The organism is Mucilaginibacter pankratovii, assembly GCF_014773265.1.
Taxonomy (GTDB): domain Bacteria; phylum Bacteroidota; class Bacteroidia; order Sphingobacteriales; family Sphingobacteriaceae; genus Mucilaginibacter; species Mucilaginibacter pankratovii.
The window spans coordinates 68,683-91,936 of record NZ_JACWMY010000001.1; the positions used below are offsets into that span (position 1 = coordinate 68,683).

Sequence of the window (23,254 nt, forward strand, 5' to 3'; positions counted from 1 at the left end):
TTCCTCGTCGCTGCGCTTCCCTCGGAATGACATTGCGTTTTTATTTACTTTACCACCTCAACCCATTGGCCTTTTATCAGTGCGTTTATATCGTGGTTATACATGGCTTCGCAGTAGGCGGCGGGCAGGTAATATTTACCGGCGTAGGCCGCGTTGAGCATCACGTAATAAGTAACCTCGGTGTTTTCGCTTAGGCTGAAGTAGGTGTTCACCCTATCATCGCGGATGTCGCGGTAGTCGGATGCGGAGGATTTAAAGGCCTCGTCGTTATTCAACATACGGGTATTCAGGATCTCCCATCCCGATGGGAAGATCTGCGTAAGCGCCATGTTATCGTACCGGCCTCGTTTGCCCGGGTTTTTAATGTTTACCTGTGCAACAAAATCGCTTCCCTGTTTCAGTTTTGTCGGGTCGATAGGTTTGCCACCGAGACTGAAATAGCCTACGCGCATCTGTAAGATATCAGGGTTAACATAGGTTTTAACATCCTGGCCCGATGATGGCTGCCCTTGCTGAATCAACCTTACATAAAGTTGGTTGGTACCTGTATTTTTCATGGTAACCTTGCCACCATTTGCGGCTATTGGCGAAGCCCAGATATACGAAGCGGAGTTAATGTTCCCTTTATCGTTATTGGCCTGGAAGTTGAACAACAGCTTACTGCCCGATTTATTGGTGCCGCAATATTCCGCTATCGCGACAAGTGAATAGGCGGTGGTCTGCGTGCTATACCAGCTATCCACCGAAAGCCTCGACGCCACCGAGCGCAATACCCCTGCAGCTTTCTGGCGCTGGTTTAACAGGGTGAGCGTTTCCAGTATCATGGCCTCATCGCGCATATCAGAGCCGTAAGTGCCGTACATGGCGTTATAAGGAGCAATATCGGTAGGCAGACCGCTGATCATCCGCAAGCCAACTTCGGGCTGCCCGGCCAGTTTGTAAGCGGCGGCCAGTCGCCAGCGGGCTTCTACGCTCAGGTACTGGTACTCTTTTAACCTGTTCATAGCGCCTAATTCAGGCGAGCCGGAGAGGGCCAGCAGGAACAGGCGGTAAGCCTGCACCAGATCCGTATAGTAATAGTAACCGTGAATATTGGTGCGCGGGTCGGGCGACCAGTTCACTGCCTTTTGTTTTTGGTAACGTTTCCACTCGTTTATTAAGCCGGCGGGCAGGCTGTAGCCTTTTGCCTGTGCTGCCAACAGGAAATGCCCTGCGTAATTGGTTCCCCATTCGTCGGCATCGCCCTGGCCCGGCCAGTAGGTTAAGCCGCCGCCCGGTGCCCGGAAACCGTTCAGACGGTTGATGGTCAGTTTAATATTACGGTCGCTTTCTGCCTTTTGGCGCGAAGAAAGGTCGAGCAATTGGCTCAAATACAGCTGCGGGAAGCCCGATGAAGTGGTTTGCTCCACGCAGCCGTGTGGATAGCTGATGAGGTAATCCAGGCGTTTGCCAAGGTTGAGCGGCGGGATGCTGGCCACCTCAAGGCTGGCTTTATTGGTACCATTTATTCCAACGGCTGCATATGGCGCAACCCAGGTTTCACCCGGCTTTAGTTCCTTTTCGGTAACCCGGCTTACCGGTGGATTAGGGTTGCGTACGTTCAGCTCTACATCATAAGCCGTGCTTTCGCCGCCCGATTTCGCGGTGATCTTCACTTTGCCAACGCCAACAAAATCCTTAACATCCAGATCGAAGGTAACCAGCTGGTCGCCCGGTTTGCTGAATGTAACTGTGCGGGTATTGTTACCGCCAAGGTTGCTGAACGCGTTTGATTGCACCTGCACCGTTACCGATTTGATATTGTTCTCCATCGCGAAGACTGTTACCGGCAGCTGCACTTTTTCTGATGGCCCTAAAACCCTCGGCAAAGTGGCCAGTATCATCAGTGGCTTTTTAACTGCAACTGCTTTTTCTGCGGTACCATACGCACCGTCGTGCCCGGCTATAACCATAGCTTTTACCGAACCTACATACTGTGGTAAGGTGAATTTGGTGGTCTGGCTTGCACCTTTCTCCAAGCGGAATGGACCCAGGAATTTTACTACCGGTTTAAAACGGTTTACGGTTACGTTCTTGTTAACGCCGCCGGTACCGTCGCCACCAATGCTGAGGATGCGTTCCAAACCGCCGCCGAATGCGCCGATCACGTAATCGAACAGATCCCAGGTTTTCACCCCCAGCGCCTCGTGTGCGTAGAACGCTTCGTGCGGATCCGGGGTTTTATAGTTGGTGATATCGAGCAAGCCCTCGTCTACAATGGCGATGGTATAGGTCATGGCCTTACCATTCGCCTCGGAAACTGTTATGGCCGATTGCGTTTCGGGGCGGATCTTATCCGGCATCGTGATCACCGGTTTCAGGATGGTTTCAGGGTTATCTACATTAATTGGGATGGCGCCGTACATGCGTATCGGCAGGTCGTTTTTAGTTTGCGAATGGCGCTGCAACAGCGTTACGTTCACAAACACGTTGGGGGCCATGGTTTCGTCAACCTTAAACGTGTAACGGGTTTCGCCCTTTTTTGTATCTATCCAGGTGGTTTTTAACACCTTGCTGCCATTTTCAAAACTGATGAGTGCGTGCCCGTCGCCACCGGTTGGGATCGTAAGGGTAGCATCCTCGCCAACTTTGTAGTTGGTTTTGTCGGATGTAAAGGAAAGCATCGCTGCCTCAGTAGGCGCGGTGTTCTGCAAGCGTTCCGACCAGTTTGGCCAATCCACATACATGATCTTGCCGGTGGAGTGCCCTGTCTCCGGGTCTTTTATGCGGATGAGGTAACGGCCCCAATCTGCCTTTGGTATACGGAGGGTATATTTGCCGCGTCCGTTATTCAGCGTAACCCTACCGGTTTTTATCAGCTTGTTGTACTTGTCCTGGGTAAAGTTGCTCATCTCGTCGCCGCTTTCGTCCCACCACCAGCGCCATTGGATCTTATAAAGCTCCAATTCCACGGTGCGTGTACCGCTGAAGAGTTTTCCTTTGGTGTCTACAGCGGCAATGTCTATCACCTGGTCCTTATCCGTCACCAGCATGCCCGATAGTTCGCTGCCTTTTGGCGTTTTAAGGCCCACATAGCCCGGGTAAACGTTATAATCCATAGCGGCCTGTTGCAAGCTGAAGTTACCACCGGGCTCAAACACTTTTACTACGAAGTTGGCGCGGAGTTGCCCTGGCGCTTGTTTTTCTACGTTGATATCTGTGTTTACATCGGCTACGCCGTTCTCATTCAATCGTCCATCAAAAACGGTTTGGGTTTGAGTGTTGAAGGCGAGGATAGGATCGTCAAATTCATACCCCTCAAAACCTTCGAAGCTTGTTTTTTTCGAGGATAGAAATGCATCTACCTTAGCTTTTAAATTCTGCGCCGCACCGCCAAAGAGCCATTGCGCGCTCAGTTTGCCATTTGCGCCACTACCTTTGGTAAGTTCTGTCGCAGCGCCGAAATCAAGCTTCAACTTCAGCCTGTTAGGCATAATGGTTTCCACCTTGATCTTCTTCTCAAACGTTGCGCCGCCAACCTTGATCTTAGCCGACCAGTTGCCTGTAGGCGAGGAGGTCTCGGTAGCAGTATGAAAGCTGTAAAAGCCATCTACCGAGCTGGTGCGGGTAAGCTTTTTATACAGTTGGCCGTTAGGGTTATACAACTCAAACTCTACCGGGTGATCGGCAGGAAGAGTTTTTAGTTTGTCCTCTAAAATAAAGGTGGTGAAGATAGAATCGCCGGGGCGCCATACGCCGCGCTCGCCGTATAGGAAGCCTTTCAGCCCGTTCTGTACCTGCTCGCCGCCTACGTTGAAGCGGGAGAGAGGTAGCGAACTACCATCGTCCAGTTTTAAATACCCGCGCTCTTTACCGTGTTTGGCAACCAGCAGGTAAGGCTTGCGCTTCATATCCAGTTTGGCCATACCGTCGCCATCGGATGTTACTTTGCATATCACCTGTTTCTGGTAATCCAACAGTTCCAGGTCAACGCCTTTCATCGGTTCGGCGGTTAAGATATTGGTCACCGCGATGGTGATGTGGTTATCGTTCCCGCGTTTTACGATTAAACCAATATTTGATGCAATGATATTACGCGTGGCCCAGCGGTCTTTACTAAAATAGGAGTTGTTGCAAGGATCTTCGCGCTTACTCCATTCATATCCTTCGGGATAGTAATTATCATATCTCGACCAAAAATCGTCGTCTTCATCACTTACACCGCCGGTGTTGCCGCCGCCGTACTCGTCGCCGTAATAATCGTTGTCTTCGTCGTCGCCGCTTTTTACAACGCCGCCACCGGTGGTACAATTGTACAGCGAATATTCCTGCCTGAAACCGATAACCACCCGGTAAATAGCACCCGGCTCGGCACGGAAAAGTTTATCCACATCCAGCATAAAGCGGTTCTTTTTATGCAGGTTGAGGCCTTTATCGGTTGCCAGGTTTATCGTTTTCTCTAACACAGGTTTACCCACCTGCCTCAGCTCATTGCCACCATCAAAACCATTGCCCTGGAAGTACTGGGGCACGTTGTTAGCATAAATTTTTATGATCCTCACGTCTACCGCCTTCAGGTTCACGGCCTCGAAGGGCATCATTAGTTTGCCCGAGTCGGGAAGAATAACGCCTTTGCCCGGAATAGTTACCGCAGGCAGGCGGTTCTCAAAGAACACATTGGCGGTATAGGCTTTGTTTATTTTTTTATGGAACACGCTTTCCACGCCCTCGTTCACTACCACGCCAAAGTTGCCCTCCAGCCTTTCGGGCGCGTAAACCTTTACCACGCTGCCTTCTATAGTGTAAGCGGCATCGGTAAGGCTGCCCACGGTTATCAGTCCATTCAGCTCCTGCCCAACCATTATCGGGTCCGAAAATTGAACTGCCACATACTGGTCGTTATCCTGAACTGCTTTAATATCCAGTACTTTAAAATCGCCAATGGCAGGCACATCAAAGCTTTGGTTGCCGCTTTTCTCTATATCAAGCCCGCTGCCGTCCCAGTTTACCTTAATGGGAGCCGAGATAGCCGCACGCTTTATGCCGGTGATGGTAAACCGGTGTAGTTTGGTAACCGGGTTGTGTTGCCAGGTTACAATTACCGGGCTATCATAATTAGCCGTCAGGATCTTCTCTATTTTTTCCTGGTTCTCGGCATCGGCGGTTTGTACACAGCCGGCCAGTTTCATCAAATCGGCAGAGCTGTTGGTAGCGCTGGTGAGGCCGGCAAACGTTACGCTGAAATCGGGCTTAATGGTTTGGAGATCGAACTTAAAATGCTCGAACTCGCCGTCCACTTTTATTACTTTGCCAAGGTTAAAATCGACATCGTACTTTTTATCCGGGTCCAGCTTGCCCTCGGGGCGGAACTCTATCGTGCGCTCATCCAGCCAATATGCCTTTCCTTTTATAGAAGGGGAGAAATCAAATATTTTGTCGCCCAGTTCCTCTCCCTGCGCATGGGTAACCTCCACCTCGCCGGCAAGTTTTATACGAATGGTGCTTTGTTTGGAGATAACCCCGGTGGTGTACGACTCGATATAACGGCTAAAATCGGGCCCGTTATTTTTGTGGCCGCGCGCGCGGACTAAATAAATGGTTAAAGCTACAAGTAAAAGTGAAGCTGCAACAACGGCAGGGCCTCTTCGCGAACGGAAAAGGCTGGTAATGTAGTTCATGGAATAGGTGTGTTATTTTCCTATGAATTTAAATAACTTTTATTGAATAAATATTGAGGTGGAGAAATAAATATTGATTAAATTATTATTGTTGTTGGGTTTTGTGGTTATAAAGAAAAGGGAGGGGGAATGACCAGATGGTTTACCTGTCTCCTGCTTTACCATATCGTCAATAACGCGGTGGTAATAGGCTTCGTCTAAAACAAAAAGAGACGCGAAGTATCGCGTCTCTACAAAATCTATTTGGATAATTCCTTATCGTTCGTACAACTCCAGCGGCAAGCCATCCGGATCTGCAAAAAAGGTAAAGCGCTTTCCTGTTGTTTCATCTATACGGATAGGCTCGGTTACCACACCATATTCATTGATATGGAACACCGCCTCCTCAATATTATCTACCTCGAAAGCCAAATGCCTTAGGCCTGCTGCTTCAGGGCGCGATGGCCTCCCCGGGGGGCCTGGAAAGGAGAACAATTCTATCTGGTATTGCCCCCCTACTTCCAGGTCGAGCTTGTAAGAGCGGCGTTCCTCGCGGTAAGTTTCCAGTGCGACTTTTAAGCCGAGCACTTCGGTGTAGAAGTGCTTCGATTTTTCGTAGTCCGAGCAGATAATGGCAACGTGATGAATCTTATTCAGCTTCAGCATTATGCTTCTCCAAGGCTTACATGCAGTACATTGCTGTGTACCATTTTAATATCGGTGATATTGCCGAACAGCTCGTCATCAATTGTGGTGTTGCCAATGCCGTTAACGGTACCCAGCAAGCTAAACTCTACTTCGCTGGTGGCCATCATTTCTATAAAGCGTTCCTGATCGTCAGGCGCAATACTTACCACTACCCTGCCCTGTGCCTCGCCGAATAAAAAGGCATCTTTGCGGATACTGCTATCGGTTTCGATATCAAAGCCTAAACCGTTTGGTAAACAAGATTCAACCAAGGCAACATAAAGGCCGCCATCAGCCACGTCATGAGCAGACTGAACTACTTTATGTTTGATCAGTTCCTTAACCACCTGGTGCATGTCGTATTCTTTATCGATATCAAAATATGGTGCAGGTGCTTTAGATATTTTATGATAAGATGCCAGGTATTGTGATGATGCAATATCGTTTTGCGATTCGCCTATCAGGTAGATCAGGTCGCCGGGTTGTTTAAAATCGAGGGTCATCAGGTTGCTCTGATCGTCCATTACGCCAAGCATACCAATAGTTGGCGTCGGGAATACCGGGCCTTCATCTGATGATTGGTTGTAAAAGCTTACGTTACCGCCGGTTACCGGGGTTTCAAATTTGCGGCAGGCTTCGCCCATACCTTTTATAGCGCCTACAAACTGCCAGTAAACTTCGGGCTTGTAGGGGTTACCAAAGTTTAAGCAGTTGGTAATAGCAACCGGCTCGCCGCCAGCGCAGGTAATGTTACGTGCAGCTTCGGCAACAGCAATGGCGGTACCTTTCTGCGGGTCGGCGTATACATAGCGCGAGTTGCAATCGCAGGTAAGCACAATGGCCTTACCGGTTTCTTTAACAGCCACAACTGCCGCATCGCTTGGGCGATTGGTGGTCATGGTAGCGGTGCCGATCATCGAATCGTACTGGTCGGTTACCCAACGCTTAGAGGCAATGTTCGGGTGAGCTATCAAATGCTCGGCAACATCAACCAAATTTTCAGGCTCGGCAACGTCTTCTATTTTAAATTTCTGGTTCTCGGCAAAGTAAGCAGGTTCACGGTATTCGCGTTCGTAGATGGGTGCACCGCCGCCAAGTACTAAATCATCCGCAGGTACATCGGCCACTTTTTCACCGTTCATAAAATACTCCAGGCGCTGGGTGTCGGTAACCTCGCCAATGATGGCGCAGTTGAGGTCCCATTTATCAAAAACAGCTTCTACAAGCGCTTCTTTGCCTTTTTCAACCACAATAAGCATCCGCTCCTGTGACTCGGACAGCAGGATCTCGTATGGTTTCATATTTTCCTGGCGCATAGGTACGCGATCCAGGTGGATGATCATGCCATGCTCGCCTTTGGCGCTCATTTCTGAGTTGGAGCAGATAATACCTGCCGCGCCCATATCCTGCATACCCACAACGGCACCGGTCTTTATAACTTCTAAAGTAGCTTCCAGCAGTAACTTTTCCTGGAAAGGGTCGCCTACCTGTACAGCCGGTAAATCGTTTACCGAATCTTCGGTAATATCTTTTGACGCGAACGCCGCGCCGTGGATGCCGTCTTTACCTGTAGCAGAACCCACAATATAAACCGGGTTGCCCACACCGTAAGATGTTGCAGAAACGGTTTCACCCGCCTTTACAATACCTGCCGAGAAAGCATTCACCAAGGGGTTGATGTTATAACACTCATCAAAGAAAAGCTCACCGCCAACGGTTGGGATACCAAAGGCGTTACCGTAGTGGCTGATACCTTTTACCACGCCTTTTACCAGCCATTTGGTTTTATCCAGGCTCAGGTCGCCAAAACGTAAAGAGTTCATTTGAGCAATTGGCCTTGCACCCATTGTAAATATATCGCGGTTGATACCGCCCACGCCTGTTGCAGCGCCCTGGTAGGGTTCCAATGCCGACGGGTGGTTATGTGATTCTATTTTAAAGGCACAGCCGATGCCGTCACCAAGATCTACCAAACCTGCGTTTTCTTCGCCTGCTTTGGCCAGCATACGCGGGCTATCCTTTGGCAATGTTTTTAGCCAGGTGATAGAGTTTTTGTAAGAGCAATGCTCGCTCCACATTACCGCGAAGATAGACAGCTCGGTAAAGTTGGGTACGCGGCCCATTATTTCGTTTATTCTTGCAAATTCTTCGGGTAAAAGGCCAAGGTCTTTGGCGGTCTCAACGGTAGTTAATTCCTGGTTCTCCAATGTTTAATTGTTTATGTTGAAAGGATGCGCGAAATTAACAAAAAGAGCTGAAAGCGTAAAGGAGAAAGGTAAAAGGTTCCCCCAAACTGTCCCAATTCATTTGTGGGACAGCCCGTTTTTATTAATACCTGATTATCAATTATTTAATCAAAATAAGTGAAACACTTTGGGACATCCCTCTTCTTTAAGTAAAACCAATATTTGCCTCATTAACAATCAATTAATGAAAAATACTAAAATCTTATGGAAAGAGGTGGGACACTTTTTTGGAACAGCTTGGGACACTTAACCCGCTGTATCGTCCAGAAAAATGTTTAACTTTTGATTGTTAATCCTGTGGTTGATTTACACTTTGCCTGCGAGATAAATATAAAACAAAAGCCCGCAGAGAAATTCAATATTTCCTGCGGGCCTCCTCTACCTTTAACCTTTTATCTCAAAAACTACTCTGCAGGCAATTGAAAGTTGATAGGGATACTGTACCTTACCCTAACCGGCTGGCCGTTTTGCATACCCGGTTTCCAGGCTTTGGCCAGTTTTAGAACGCGCACAGCCTCCTGATCGAAACCGTAACCAGCACCTTTATCTACTGTTATATTGGAGATCTCGCCATTCTTCTCGATCACAAAACTCATCAACACCCGGCCTGATACACCTGCATCCTGCGCTTGTGGCGGGAACCTTAAAGCTTTACCTAAAAATTTTCCGAATGCGGCCATCCCTCCATAAGGCTCGGGGTTTACTTCCACTCCCCTAAAATCTATAATTTCATCGCCATTAGCTTTTGGGGCAGTTCCGCCTCCACCACCGCCTTTCGGCTCAGGTATATTGCCACCCTCCCCGGGATCAACACCTTTAACAGTTTCAGTACCTGCCGCTGCAGTTTGCAACTGGGCAATTGTTGGAGGTTCTTCCGTAGGCTTATCATCAGGCGTTACAACGGGTGGTAAATCCTTAATTGTGTTCACTTGCGGTTGAGGCTTATCCGGGGCAGCGGCTTTCTGCTGTTCCGGCTTACTGGGTTTTACAGGCTCAACTTTTATTGGAGGGACATAGACATCTACTATTTTATCTACATATTCCTTGGGCTCAGTCTTAAAAGCAAAGCTTAAAGCCACCGCCCCGGTAATTACCACCGTAAAAGCAATAGCCATTGCCTTATTAAGTGTACCGGCGTAATGTGCCCGCAGGTCGTAAGCGCCGTAAGCCTTGTTGCGGTCATCGAATACAAGGTCGAGCCACTCGGTCTTGTACAAATCAAATTTTGTGTTTAGCATAACGTTTAGAATTAAATTTGTCTATATAACGTTATTGCAATACAAAATGTTGTACAATTTGCAATTATTACGAAATAATCATTCGATTATATTGTTAATTACGAATTTTATACCGCCCGGTAGGTATTATTAAGAATTATATTTCGCCAAAAACAAGCGCCTTGCTCCTACCATTTATCAGTAGCTACCTTCTTTACGGCGTCCTCGCTGCGTAACACAGGTACCTTATCCATTTGTTGCAGCAGCCTTGCTGCGGTGGTTTTGCAAAAGGCCCCTACCTGGTCAAGTAAAGCATCGGTTTCTTTGGCGCTGTATTTGGTCCACAGTTTTTCCAACGGTATTTCCACGCCGGGTTGTGTGGCCATACTGCCGTAGCGGTTTATTTTGTACGGTTTAAATACAAAGCCGGCAAATTTGTAGCGGTACTTTTGGTCTTTGGTCTCAACATTTAAAATATAACTTACCTCTCCCGCTTCTTTTTTTGAAACCAACGAATTGGCATAAAGCACCAATTTAGGTTTTGCAGTAATGATGCCTGCTTTTGCGTCGCCATCTCCCTTTAGGCCCTGGCTTTTCATAAAAACAAGCCCCCGGTTGTACAGGGTATCGGCACTAAAGCCTTTTTTATCAACCACCTGATAATAAACATATTTGTTATCCTCGTCAAACTGCAACACATCTTTTTGCGCACGGGCCGTATTTATCAATAGGATACAAACGATACTGAAGAATAATTTTTTCATATAATAAAGATAAGCCATCCATAAACAAATATGGATGGCTTACAAGAAATTAATTATTGATTTTTTAGAAAGAGTACACAGCTGCTAAAACAAACTGAGAGGCTTTTTTAGTTGGCAACATGTTGCTGTCAACAAACACCTCATCTTTCCAGCTGTCAAGCCTTACTTCCGGGATGATAGTTAACGGGCCTGCTTTGATGTTTGAAGTTAAAGTGAATGCTTTAACACTTGAGGTGCCGGCACCGGTATCTTTCCATTTAAAATATTCGCCTCTTAAACCGAATGATACGGTTGAGCTTGCGGCTATTTGCGGATACAATGCAACACCTGTAAAGCCACCCGGACCATTTGGAGCATTAAAGTCTGCAGCGTTCAAACCTAATTTAAAGGCATCGGTAATTTGGTAAGCAGTTGTCAGATCAATTTCGGTACCAGAGAATTTACCGCTAACCAGGTTGATGTAAGCTGTCCAGCCTTTTGCAGGGCTTACAAAAAGCTGTGCGCCTAAAGTTGAAACATCTTTTGTTGATGAGTAAGCATTCCAGCCATCGTTGAAAACGCCAACCATTAAGCTTGCTTTATCAGAAAAGGTGTAAGTACCTTTTAAACCTGCATTTTGGAATGGGCCGTTGGTGAACAGGTAAGAAGTTGAGTAGTTAAAGTTACCTACCGGAGATATTACTTCGTAACCCACAAAAGTTGCCATGTAACCACCTGTAACTGTAAACTTATCGCTCAGATCGTACGATACGTATAAGTTTTGGATGTGGTACGAATCGCCGCTTGAACCGTTAGGGATAGATTGTGCCTGTCCGCGGGGGCCAAAGCTCATCTCACCAACAAATGCTGCCTTACCCACTTTTTTCTTCAGGCCCAGGTCGATCATACCGATAGAGATCGAGTTTTGATCGCTTGCAAAACTGGTACCGATATTTGAGCTACCAGTTTGTGATTTAAAGCCCGAGAAATCGTTTTTGTAGTAAGTATCTACCGAACCGAAGATCACTAAAGGCGGATCTGCTTTAGGAGCGTCCTGCGCGCTGGCGGTAAAAGTAGCTGCTGCTGCGAAAAATGATAAGAGTAAAAGTTTTTTTTTCATGATAAGGAATTAAATTAATTGTTTTTGTTAATTGTTGTTGTGTTGTTCTTAAATATCTTGAGTATGTAAAGCTTCTGCATCTATAATTAGGGCAATTAAAAACCTTTTCTCAATAAAAATTCCATCTTGTTACTTAATTATAATAATCTCTATAGAATTTGTATTAATTACTAATTTTTTATGAAAATATGAATGAATTTTAATAAAAACAAATTATAAATGATATAATTTCAATAATAATGGCAGAATTTTCAATTATTAACATAAATAATTGTTGTTTTTATTTTCAAAACCAAAAATAAACAGTCAATATTTATAAATATTGCAATTACGACTTTAATAGAGATACTTATTTTAAAGTTTTCGTAATATTTACAAAGATTTAAACATAATTTAATCCAAAACGTATGCTATGCATGCATAATTATTAATAAATTACATATTCTATTAATGAATTAGCATTAAATAACGCCTGCGCTATACTATTGTACCCGGGCTTTTGATGCTGATATTAGGCAGGCATTATAGCTGTTATTTTAAATGATTTTCTATTTTTGGGGTAACCAATAATATAACGTTATGCCCAATATTCGTTTCCAGGCCCTCAGGGTAGTGCTTAACCGGGAAATACCCGAAGTAAAAACACCGTCTAACAAAATATCCGATTATTTTGGGGCCAATGTTTTTGATAAACATAAAATGAAGGAGTATCTTTCTTCAGAAGCTTATACAGGTATTGTTAATTCTATAGATAACGGCGAAACCATTCCGCGCGACCTGGCCGAGCAGGTTGCCGCTGCCATGCGCAGTTGGGCAATGGGTAAAGGCGCCACACATTACACCCACTGGTTTCAGCCACTAACCGGCAGCACGGCCGAAAAACACGACGCGTTTTTTGAACCCACCGCTGATGGGGGCGCTATAGAACGCTTCAGCGGCGACGCGCTTGCGCAACAGGAGCCCGATGCCTCAAGCTTCCCGAGCGGCGGCATCCGCAACACTTTCGAGGCGCGTGGCTATACGGCCTGGGACCCATCCTCCCCTGCCTTTGTTATCGGCCGTACCTTGTGTATTCCTACTGTATTTGTATCGTACACCGGCGAGGCGCTGGATTATAAAGTACCCTTGTTAAAAGCGCTGAGCGTTTTAGATAAGGCAGCCGTAGATGTATGCCATTATTTTGATAAGAGTATTGAGAAGGTAAATGCATCCCTGGGGATAGAGCAGGAATATTTTTTGGTAGATACCGCCTTATTTAATGCCCGCCCCGATCTGTTTTTAACAGGCCGCACCCTGTTTGGCCACATATCGGCAAAAAACCAGCAGCTTGAAGATCATTACTTTGGTTCGATACCGAGCCGGGTATATGCTTTTATGCAGGATATGGAGACCGAGGCCCTGCAATTAGGGATTCCTTTGAAAACGCGCCATAACGAGGTTGCTCCGTCGCAGTTTGAATGCGCGCCGGTTTACGAGGAAATAAACCTCGCCATAGATCATAACCAATTATTAATGGATATTATGGACCGCGTTGCAGGCCGCCATAATTTTAAGGTACTGCTGCACGAGAAACCCTACGCCGGTATCAACGGCTCGGGCAAGCACAATAACTGGAGCCTGATCACCAATACAGGTAAAAACCTGCTATCGCCAGGCAAAACACCAAAAAACAACCTGCAGTTCCTGGCTTTCTTTGTGAACACCATTAAAGCGGTTCACGAACATGCCGACCTGCTGAGAGCATCCATCGCATCGGTAAACAACGATCACCGTTTGGGAGCGAATGAAGCGCCACCGGCCATCATCTCTATATTTTTGGGCAGCCAGCTCAACGAGGTGCTGGATGAGATAGATACTTCGCGCCTCAGCAAGAAAATAAAGGATGAAAATTCGCTATGGCAGGGTATACCCAAAATACCACAGATATTAAAGGACAATACCGACCGTAACCGTACCTCTCCTTTTGCCTTCACCGGTAATAAGTTTGAACTGCGCGCGGTGGGCTCGTCGGCCAATTCGGCAAGCCCGATGACCATCCTTAACCTCATCGTAGCAGACCAGCTGAAGAAATTTAAGGTTGATGTAGATAAGCTGATCAAAAAAGGCGAGAAAAAAGATGTAGCACTGATGATGATCATCAAAAAATACATCAAAGAATCGCGCAATATCCGCTTCGAAGGCAACGGCTACAGCGAAGAGTGGGAAAAGGAGGCTGCTATGCGTGGTTTGGCTAATATTAAAACCACGCCAAAGGCATTGGATGCCTTGTTAACAGAAAAGGCAGCCGAGCTATTTGCCGAAACCGGTGTTTTTAGCCGTCGCGAAGCACATGCCCGCCATGAGATACTATTAGACAGCTTTTATAAGAAACTACAGATAGAGGCGCGTGTAATTGGCGAACTGGTGATGAACACCATTATCCCGGCTGCTATTACCTACCAAAGCAAACTCGTAAGTAACGTTCAGGGACTAAAAGAGATTGGCCTGGATAAAAGCACTTATGCTGCGCAACTGGATATCATCAACAAAATAGCCGAGCACGTTAATTTCATCAAAACCAATGTAGATGAAATGATAGCCGAGCGTAAAAAAGCAAACGCGATTGAAGATATCCGCGACCGCGCCATTAGCTATGACGAAAAGGTAAAAAGCTACTTTGCACCTATACGCTACCACGTAGATAAGCTGGAGCAGGTGGTTGATGATGCCTTATGGCCGTTGCCGAAATTCAGGGAGTTGCTGTTTACCAAGTAGCAGTAGCGATACATAAATGACAAGCCCTAAGCTTTTGGTTATAAACCGGGGTTTAGGGCTTTTTTATTACATAGGCTCGTTGGTATCAAAACGCTGGCGCGGCAAGGACTCTTCTGGCTCTTTTTCTGGTGGCAGGCCGAGGGCAAACGCCGGATCTACTTTTAAAATGGAATGGTATTGTACCACACATAATACGTAACACAATAGATAAGGAATGTGCGAGAGGAACATATCCGGCTGGGCCAAATGCTCGGTAATTGTATTTGCTATGTAGAACAGCCAGAACACGATAGGGAAACAGATAAGAAAATAACGGTACTGAACAGATTGCCTCATAAACAACAGGAAAAGCATCAGTACATGCGACACCAGCAGTAGAAATATCAATACACTGCTTAAAGCATCGGCAGCGCCATTTGTAAAGTTTAGTGCCAGCGCGGTCTCTACTTCAACAGCAGGTTTAGGCATACCTATCACAAAGCTAAACAGCAAGGTGAGTATCAAAAAGATCCGGAATCCTATTTTCATTTAATGCCCTAAGATAGCGCATGGGTATTAATAAACAATTAATCGCGCGCAAATAAATCCGTGTCGCTGTGCTGCTTAATAATAATTTGCCGGTATTTGGCCAGTAAGGCCGATTTGGATACAAAACCGGTAAATCTTCCGGCATCTACCACAGGCAGCTGCCAAACGTCGAGCTTATCAAACAGATCCATCACCCTGCTTACCGTATCGCTGCTTTGAATTATAGCCGGCGGCGTTACCATAATATCGGCTACGGTAACATCGTCGGTGTCGCCGCCATATATTTGCCGGCGTATCTCATCTATCCATATCACACCTTCCAGCTCGCCCGCAGCGGTTATTACCGGGAAAATATTTGCATCGGTAGTAGCTAATATCTTGTAAAGTTGGGTCAGCGGGGTGTGGCTGTCAATTGCTATAAATTTTTTGTTGACGATACTGTCCAGCGTAATGTTATTAAGCATCGTTTGATCCTGCCCGGGATGAATATTACTCTCGTGCACCAGGTGGTGCCAATACATGTTATGTGGGTTGGATAGCTTGGCGATCAAATAAGATATAGCTGAAACGATCATGAGCGGGATAAACAGCACATAGCCGCCCGTTATTTCGGCTATCAAAAATATGGCGGTGAGCGGCGCATGCAGCACACCGGCTAAGGCCCCGGCCATACCTACCGCTATAAAATTGCTGGTATTTAAGTGGATCAGCCCGGTTTGGTTTACGCCAAATGCCACAAACAGCCCCAAAAATGCGCCGGTGAACATAGTGGGTGCAAAAGTACCGCCATTGCCACCACTGCCGATAGTGATCCCCGCGGCAACTATTTTCATCAGCACCAGGGAGGCAATGAATAACAGCATCACCAGGGGCTCGGATAACCAGGCACCAAAAAAGGTTTCTTCTTTTAATACAGAGACGTTGCCGTTAAGGATCTCCTGCAAATGATGATACCCTTCGCCAAACAGTGCCGGGAACACCATAATGATGAGCCCGAGCAGTAGGCCGCCGCTCAATGCGCGTACGTATCGGTTCTGCTTTACAAAAATGCCTTTTTCCAGCGCACCGCCAACTTTGGCAATATAGATAGATACCCAACCGCAAAGTAGCCCTAAAACAATATAAAAAGGCAATGCGGTTATCACCCATCCCTCGGTAACCAAATGAAAAAGCTGGCCGGAGTATAGCACCTTGGAAACTACCACGCCCGTAGCCGAAGCAATAAGCAACGGTATAAACGTTGGTATGGTGATCTCTCCTATCAGTATCTCCAGCGAGAAAAGCACCCCCGCTATGGGGCTGTTAAACACTGCCGCAATACCAGCCGATGAGCCGGCAGCTATCAGTACGTTTTTTTCGTAAGGGCTCAGCTTAAAAAAACGGCCCAGGTTGGAGCCAAGGGCCGCGCCTGTACAAACAATAGGTGCCTCTAAACCTGATGAGCCACCAAAGCCAACCGTGAGCGAACTGGTTATTAAATTCGAATAAATATTATTTACCCTGATGTTAGATCGGTTCCGTTTAATGTTGGCAAGGATGCTGCCTATCCCCTTTTGCATTTTATCGCGGTTGATCAAGTGCTGCCACGATACCGTGAGCAATATGCCCAGGGCCGGCAAAAACACATATATAATATGGTATGGCAGGTGGGATGATATTTTACGACTCAACTCCTCCATAAAATGCACCAGGAACTTTAAGGCAACAGCAGCCAAACCGCCAAACAGCCCCACGGCTACGCTGCAATAAATTAAAAAATTACGTTGCCCGTTGAGCGTTAAGCGCAGGCGGTTGAGTTTGAGCACTAAGGATTTTAACATAGATATGGCAGATGTAGCAAATTAACAATTTTACCCCGCAAAAGGGTATTAAGCAGTATATTTGCCCATGATTTCTCCGCAAAGATATGATCAACGGGGCGTGTCTGCATCAAAAGATGATGTACATAATGCCATTAAAAACATTGATAAGGGCATTTTCCCGAAAGCATTCTGCAAAATTGTTCCTGATATATTAACCAACGACGCTGAGTACTGCAATATTATGCATGCAGATGGCGCGGGTACTAAATCGTCATTAGCGTATACTTATTGGAAAGAAACCGGGGACATCTCGGTATGGCGCGGTATTGCCCAGGATGCCATCATCATGAACCTCGACGACCTGCTTTGCGTGGGCGCGGTAGATAATATCCTGCTGTCATCAACCATCGGCCGCAATAAAAATTTGATACCGGGCGAAGTTATCGCCGCTATTATTAATGGCACCGAAGAAATTTTAGCCGAACTGCGCGATGCCGGTATAGGCATTTACTCTACCGGTGGCGAAACAGCCGATGTGGGCGACCTGGTGCGTACCATCATAGTAGACAGCACCGTTACCTGCCGTATGAAACGCGAGGATGTAATTTCCAACCACCGCATCCAACCCGGCGACGTTATCGTGGGCCTGGCGTCATACGGGCAAGCAACTTACGAAAAGGAATACAATGGCGGCATGGGCTCCAACGGCTTAACATCTGCCCGCCACGATGTATTCAACAAAACTATAGCCGATAAATTCCCGGAAAGCTTTGACCCGGCCGTACCGTACGACCTGGTGTTCTCGGGCAGTAAAAAACTAACCGACGAGATTGAAATAGGCAACGGCAAAACCATTACCGCCGGTAAGCTGGTACTTTCTGCTACCCGCACCTACGCCCCTATCATCAAAACCATATTAGATAGCTACCGCAGCCAGATCAACGGCATGGTGCATTGCAGCGGCGGCGCGCAAACCAAGGTGCTGCACTTTGTAGATAACCTGCATATTATTAAAGATAACCTGTTCCCTATTCCACCGCTGTTTAAACTGATACAAGAGGAAAGCAACACCAGCTGGCAGGAAATGTACAAGGTATTTAACATGGGCCACCGCATGGAACTTTACGTGCCAGAGGAACTTGCCGCCGATATCATTAAAATATCCGAAAGCTTTGGCGTGCCTGCGCAAATAGTAGGGCGTGTGGAAGCTGCGGATAAAAAACAGGTTACGGTTTCGTCGCCATACGGCGAGTTTATTTATAACTAAGGCACACGCCCTTTGCTAATAACAGAGCCCCCGGTATTAACAATATCGGGGCTTTGTGTTTTATGGCAATAGTAACAAATGAGCACCAAAATATTATAAACAAAAAACCCCCGGTATTGCTACCGGGGGTTTTATTGTTATAGTTAAGCGTCGCTTAGTTGAAGATGTATCTTAAACCAAACTGAGCTTGCCAGCGTGAAGCTTGTGACACACCGTTACCCCATGTAGAGGTAAGCGGCACTTGATTAGTATTATCAAGGTAAGGGAACGAATAAGTTGGTTTACCGTTGTTAGGGTCGGCCGCATTCGCAGTATTGTTGTAAACACCTTTATATGATAATAACAATGTCCTGTTAGCAAATTTATAGTTACCCCAATTGCGGTAAAGGAAGTTACCTAAGTTGATGATGTTAAATTCAAACTGTAAGGTATTTTTGATTTTACCTGTAGTTTGGTATAGGTCCTGGGTAAAGTTAAAGTTCACTAAGTGGAAGTATGGCAATACCAAACCGTTACGTTCGGCATATTTACCTTTACGTTTGCTTAGGTAAGGATCCTGGTTAATGTAGTTATTTAACTGTGCGAATAATGCACCACCGGTAACAGAACCACCCGGGTTAAGGAGTGTTTTAGTACCTGTACGTAAATCTGCAGCGTTATCAGCAACTAATATAATGTCGCTTGCATCTTTAGGTACGTACAATAAATCGTTGCTTGTCTGTCCGTCACCGTTTACGTCACCACTATATGCATAAGATGTAGAACCAGCGTTAGCAGCTTCGTAAGTTAAACCTACTGAAGTAGATAAGTGGCCTAAGTATGCTTTCTTGTAAGAGAATGCAGCAATAACACGGTTTGGCTGGCGGAAATTGGTGTAAGAAGCAACATCAGCATTCGGGTCGCCGGATACTGAACGGTCCCTCCATGTTGATTGAGCAATAGAACCACCATCGTTAACCGAACGGGAATCAGAGTAAGTATAAGCTACCATGAAGTACAGGTCTTTAAAAGTACGCTGTAATTGGCCGGTGATAGTGTAAGCATAACCTTTGCTGGTGTTTTTCAACAATATCGCATCGGTAATGTTTGGCAATGCAGCTGTATTACCACTTACACCACCTACTGTAATAGATGGATAAACAGTAGTATTACTGTAACGCGTACGGTTATCGCTGCCTGCAAATGCAGTACCTGTAGTTGGCAATGCAATGTTTTGATAAAGGATAGCGTTGATATCTTTAGAATAGCTACCTTCGATGGTACCCAAAATACCCAATGGCAATTTCTGGTCAACACCAATATTGATCCTAAAGTTCGATGGGAATTTGAAATTTTTGTCGGTGATAGCTAAGTTGTAATTAACATTAGCAGCAGCAGTTGTAGGTCTGTTTGCATTAACATCCGGTTTGAAGATCAAACGTGGGTCGGTTGGCAATACACCACCAGCGCCAGGCACCAATGTGTACGAACCAAATTGCACACCATTGTTACTTGCCTGGTTAGATATATATACGTAAGGAACCGGGCCCTGGAATATACCTGCACCACCACGTACCTGTGTTAAGCCTTCGCCGTTAACATTCCAGTTGAAACCAACGCGTGGAGATATCTGCAAAGCTGCTTTAGGGAATTGCGCAGTGTTAACTTTGTAACCATCGCGGAAACCGGTTAAAGCAGCAGCGCTTGCGTTAAACTGGCTGTCGGTGTTGTAACCCGGCATATCCAAACGTACGCCGTAAGTCAACTTAAAGTTGTCTGTTGCTTGCCATTTATCCTGTAAGTAGAAGCCAATGGTGTAAGCTTTAGTAACAGCAAACGGGAAAGAACCATCAGGCAATGCAGAGTATTGTAAAGCATAACGAACAGCAGGTTTACCTGTTTTAAAATCGTCTATGCTGTTAAAACGGTACAAACCATTGTAGTTAGGCGCAAAACCGTTTGTGTAGCTGTTAAATTCGGTGGTTACACCAATATTAACCTCGTGTTTACCGGCAAACCAGGTAAAGTTATCGCTTGCCTGGAAAGTATTAGTGTTAAGCACGTTGTTGGCAGTAAAAGGCTCGTAACCAAATGAGGTTAAAGTACCTGTACCCGCTGCGTTCAGGATATCAACAAGCGGGAAAGAACCACCACCCGGTGAAGAACGAAAATCGCGCAGCGCCTGGTAACCAACAGTTAATTTGTTAGCGAATTTGCTGCTGATACGGGTATTTAACTCGGCAATACCAATGTTAAAGTTGTTGTTGATGGTATAGTAAGATGAGAAGAACGGCAAACCAGCAAAGCCAGCGGTACGTGTGCCTTGAGCACCAGAGCTGCTTGGAGGTACGTCACGTAAAGATTTCAGGTAGAAATACTTTAACGATAAGGTGTTGTTCTTGTTGATGTTCCAGTCTAATTTTGCTGTAACTTTATCAGAGCGTGTACGCAGCTGATAGTTTTCAAACTCTCCTGCATTATAACCGTAGGTAGTTTGCAGGAAGCTCTTCAAATCGTTCAATTGATCGTAAGTTGCCTGTGAAATAGTACCGCCTGCAGTTTGGCCTGTACGTAATGCAGTGTAAGCAGTTGCAGGGTCGCTGATGCGCTCTTGTTCGCCCGAAACAAATAAGAATAATTTATTTTTAACGATAGGGCCACCTAAGCTGATACCGCGCTGTGTGTAATTTACAGTTGGTTTAGCAACATCGGAAGTAAGGGTGTGTAAACCTACTAAACCGGCAGTACGTTTGTAAAGGTAAACGGTACCTTTAAATTCGTTTGTACCAGATTTGGTTACGGTGTTAACACTCGAACCTGCGAAACGGCCCTGGGTAACATCAAACGGATTCACAGCTACCTGTATCTGCTCTATCGCATCTAAAGATATAGGCTGTGAGTTGGCCTGGCCACCTAATGTACCAGATAAACCAAATGAGTTGTTAAACAAAGCACCATCCACGGTTACGTTGTTACCGTTACCGTTACGGCCGCCAAAGCTGCTACCGTTTGCAGATGGAGTTAACTTGGTGTAATCCTGGATAGACCTGTTGATAGTTGGTAAACGGTCGATCTGGTTACGGGTGATGATCTCCTGTGAACCTGTACGTGAATTGTTGATAACCTTGTTTTGTGTGCTTGTGATCCTTACTTCGCTTAACGAAGTGCTGGTTGGCAACAATTTGGTATCAATTCTAAACTCCTGGCCCAATGATAAGGTAACATCATTTTCAACCTTAGAAGTAAAACCAATGAAAGAAAAGGTTACCGTGTATGGCCCGCCAATACGTAAGTTGGGCAAGTTGTAACGGCCATCCACGCGGGATACTGTTGAGTAGTTGGTACCGGTTGGGGTATGTACCGCGGTGATTGTAACACCCGGCAACGATAAACCCTTCTCGTCAACTACGGTTCCTGATATACTACTTGTTGTTTGCTGTGCAAAGCCTACAACTGCAGTAAACAGGCCGATAATTAATAGAAGTAAATGCTTCCTCATACGCTTGTTTTTTTAATTTTAACTGTTAAGTGATTTAAATTTGGGACAAAGATAGGTAATAGACTCATTGCCAATGTTAAGTTAGTGTTAACAATAATTATATATTTTTCAACATTTTACACGCTAAGCAGCTAATAATGAAAAATTGGTGAATTTTTGCTATAATATTTACATTATTCAGACCGTTGCACAACTTTTGGGAATTGGTTTTTAGGGTGTGGATGTCCTTTATCATTATAAAATCCTAAAAACGCCGTTTTTTTTCAATTCCCCGCTTTTTATTTAGCTTTGGCATTCAAAATCAAAAAAGATATATAACTATATGGACTACGATTTAATTGTAATTGGTTCGGGGCCGGGCGGCTATGTGGCCGCGATACGTGCATCACAGCTGGGTTTAAAAACTGCCATAGTTGAGAAAGAATCATTAGGTGGTATTTGCCTTAACTGGGGGTGTATCCCTACCAAAGCGCTGCTAAAAAGCGCGCAGGTTTTTGATTATTTAAACCACGCTGCAGATTATGGCATAAAAACCAGCGGTGGCGAGGTTGATTTTGAAGCTGTAATAAAACGCAGCCGCGGCGTTGCCGATGGCATGAGCAAAGGCGTACAGTTTTTAATGAAGAAAAACAAGATCGACGTTATTATAGGTTACGGTTCGCTTAAAAGCAAAGGTACCGTTGCAGTTAAGATAGCAGACGGCAGCACAAAAGATTTTACCGCGAAACATATTATTATAGCAACAGGCGGCCGCTCGCGCGAGTTACCAAACCTTAAACAGGATGGCAAAAAGGTTATTGGCTACCGCCAGGCCATGATATTGCCCCAACAGCCAAAATCAATGGTTGTAGTAGGTTCGGGTGCTATCGGTATCGAGTTTGCTTACTTTTACAACGCTATCGGCACCAAGGTTACCGTAGTGGAGTTTTTAGATAACATCGTCCCACTGGAGGATGAAGAAATCTCAAAAGGCCTGTTCAGGATCCTGAAAAAACAAGGCATCAACATCATGACCAGCTCTACCGTTGAATCTGTTGATACCAACGGCGAAGGCTGCAGGGTAAATGTTAAAACCGCATCAGGCAACATCGTATTAGAGGCTGATGTTGTATTATCTGCCATAGGTATCTCTACCAATATAGAAGGCATCGGCCTGGAAGAGAATGGTGTAAAAACTGATAAAGGCAAGGTACTGGTTGACGACTACTACCAAACCAATGTAGAAGGCGTTTACGCTATCGGCGATATTGTTAAAGGCCAGGCATTGGCTCACGTAGCATCTGCCGAGGGTATCATCTGCGTTGAAAAAATTGCAGGCCAGCACCCAGAGCCATTAAACTATAACAACATACCGGGTTGTACCTATTGCTGGCCGGAAGTTGCTTCGGTTGGTTATACCGAGAAAGCAGCCAAGGAAGCCGGTTACGAAATTAAAGTGGGTAAGTTCCCATTCTCGGCATCGGGCAAGGCAAGTGCCGCCGGCGCTAAAGATGGTTTTGTAAAACTCATCTTCGATGCCAAATACGGCGAGTTTTTAGGCGCGCACATGCTGGGTGCCAACGTTACCGAAATGATAGCCGAGGTAGTTACCGCACGCAAGTTGGAAAGTACCGGTCACGAGATCATCAAATCGGTACACCCTCACCCTACCATGAGCGAGGCTGTAATGGAAGCAGCCGCTGATGCTTACGGCGAAGTGATCCACTTGTAATCCTATTAAATAAATATTTTAACCCTTAGTTATCAGGGTGGCATCACATTTGTTTAACAATTGAT

At 45.8% G+C, this 23,254-nt stretch carries 12 protein-coding genes; 3 read left to right on the forward strand and 9 right to left on the reverse strand.

The features are described 5' to 3' along the window. Positions 1 to 44: 44 nt before the first annotated feature. The 6 genes from IDJ77_RS00320 to IDJ77_RS00345 form a co-directional block, all read right to left on the reverse strand. Positions 45 to 5,657, reverse strand: a complete 5,613-nt coding sequence (locus IDJ77_RS00320; protein ID WP_191186928.1) for an alpha-2-macroglobulin family protein — start codon at positions 5,655 to 5,657, stop codon at positions 45 to 47. A 255-nt stretch (positions 5,658 to 5,912) separates the two neighbouring features. Then, positions 5,913 to 6,302, reverse strand: coding sequence for an SMU1112c/YaeR family gloxylase I-like metalloprotein (gene gloA2 / locus IDJ77_RS00325; protein WP_191186929.1), 390 nt, complete (start codon positions 6,300 to 6,302; stop codon positions 5,913 to 5,915). Then, positions 6,302 to 8,530, reverse strand: a complete 2,229-nt coding sequence (purL, locus tag IDJ77_RS00330; protein WP_191186930.1) for a phosphoribosylformylglycinamidine synthase subunit PurL — start codon at positions 8,528 to 8,530, stop codon at positions 6,302 to 6,304. The genes gloA2 and purL overlap by 1 nt, the downstream gene beginning before the upstream one ends. 443 nt (positions 8,531 to 8,973) lie before the next feature. Beyond that, positions 8,974 to 9,807, reverse strand: coding sequence for an energy transducer TonB (locus IDJ77_RS00335; protein WP_191186931.1), 834 nt, complete (start codon positions 9,805 to 9,807; stop codon positions 8,974 to 8,976). A 167-nt stretch (positions 9,808 to 9,974) separates the two neighbouring features. Then, the gene (locus IDJ77_RS00340; RefSeq protein ID WP_191186932.1) at positions 9,975 to 10,550 is read right to left on the reverse strand and encodes a DUF4468 domain-containing protein; all 576 of its coding nucleotides are present in this window, start codon (positions 10,548 to 10,550) and stop codon (positions 9,975 to 9,977) included. Between the two features lie 64 nt (positions 10,551 to 10,614). Then, entirely contained in the window at positions 10,615 to 11,649 is a 1,035-nt protein-coding gene (locus IDJ77_RS00345) for a porin (protein WP_191186933.1), read from the reverse strand. Positions 11,650 to 12,228: 579 nt separating this feature from the next. Between IDJ77_RS00345 and IDJ77_RS00350 the strand changes: the two genes are divergently transcribed. Next, positions 12,229 to 14,403 (forward strand): glutamine synthetase III family protein, encoded by a 2,175-nt coding sequence (locus IDJ77_RS00350; RefSeq protein WP_191186934.1) that lies wholly within the window; start codon positions 12,229 to 12,231, stop codon positions 14,401 to 14,403. A 66-nt stretch (positions 14,404 to 14,469) separates the two neighbouring features. Here IDJ77_RS00350 and IDJ77_RS00355 read toward each other — a convergent pair whose 3' ends face one another. Together IDJ77_RS00355 and IDJ77_RS00360 are read right to left on the reverse strand one after the other, a co-directional pair. Beyond that, a complete protein-coding gene (locus IDJ77_RS00355) occupies positions 14,470 to 14,931 on the reverse strand; it encodes a hypothetical protein (RefSeq protein ID WP_191186935.1) in 462 nt (153 codons plus the stop codon). Positions 14,932 to 14,969: 38 nt separating this feature from the next. Next, on the reverse strand, positions 14,970 to 16,751 hold the full coding sequence (locus IDJ77_RS00360; protein ID WP_191186936.1) for a chloride channel protein: 1,782 nt from the start codon (positions 16,749 to 16,751) through the stop codon (positions 14,970 to 14,972). 67 nt (positions 16,752 to 16,818) lie between these two features. On the opposite strand from IDJ77_RS00360, the gene IDJ77_RS00365 reads away from it, so the two are divergent. After that, positions 16,819 to 18,000, forward strand: coding sequence for an AIR synthase related protein (locus IDJ77_RS00365; protein ID WP_191186937.1), 1,182 nt, complete (start codon positions 16,819 to 16,821; stop codon positions 17,998 to 18,000). 154 nt (positions 18,001 to 18,154) lie between these two features. On the opposite strand, the gene IDJ77_RS00370 is transcribed toward IDJ77_RS00365, so the two are convergent. After that, positions 18,155 to 21,478 (reverse strand): TonB-dependent receptor, encoded by a 3,324-nt coding sequence (locus tag IDJ77_RS00370; RefSeq protein WP_191186938.1) that lies wholly within the window; start codon positions 21,476 to 21,478, stop codon positions 18,155 to 18,157. Between the two features lie 322 nt (positions 21,479 to 21,800). Here IDJ77_RS00370 and lpdA point away from each other — a divergent pair, with 322 nt between their 5' ends. Beyond that, positions 21,801 to 23,189 (forward strand): dihydrolipoyl dehydrogenase, encoded by a 1,389-nt coding sequence (gene lpdA / locus IDJ77_RS00375; RefSeq protein ID WP_191186939.1) that lies wholly within the window; start codon positions 21,801 to 21,803, stop codon positions 23,187 to 23,189. Positions 23,190 to 23,254: the final 65 nt, after the last annotated feature.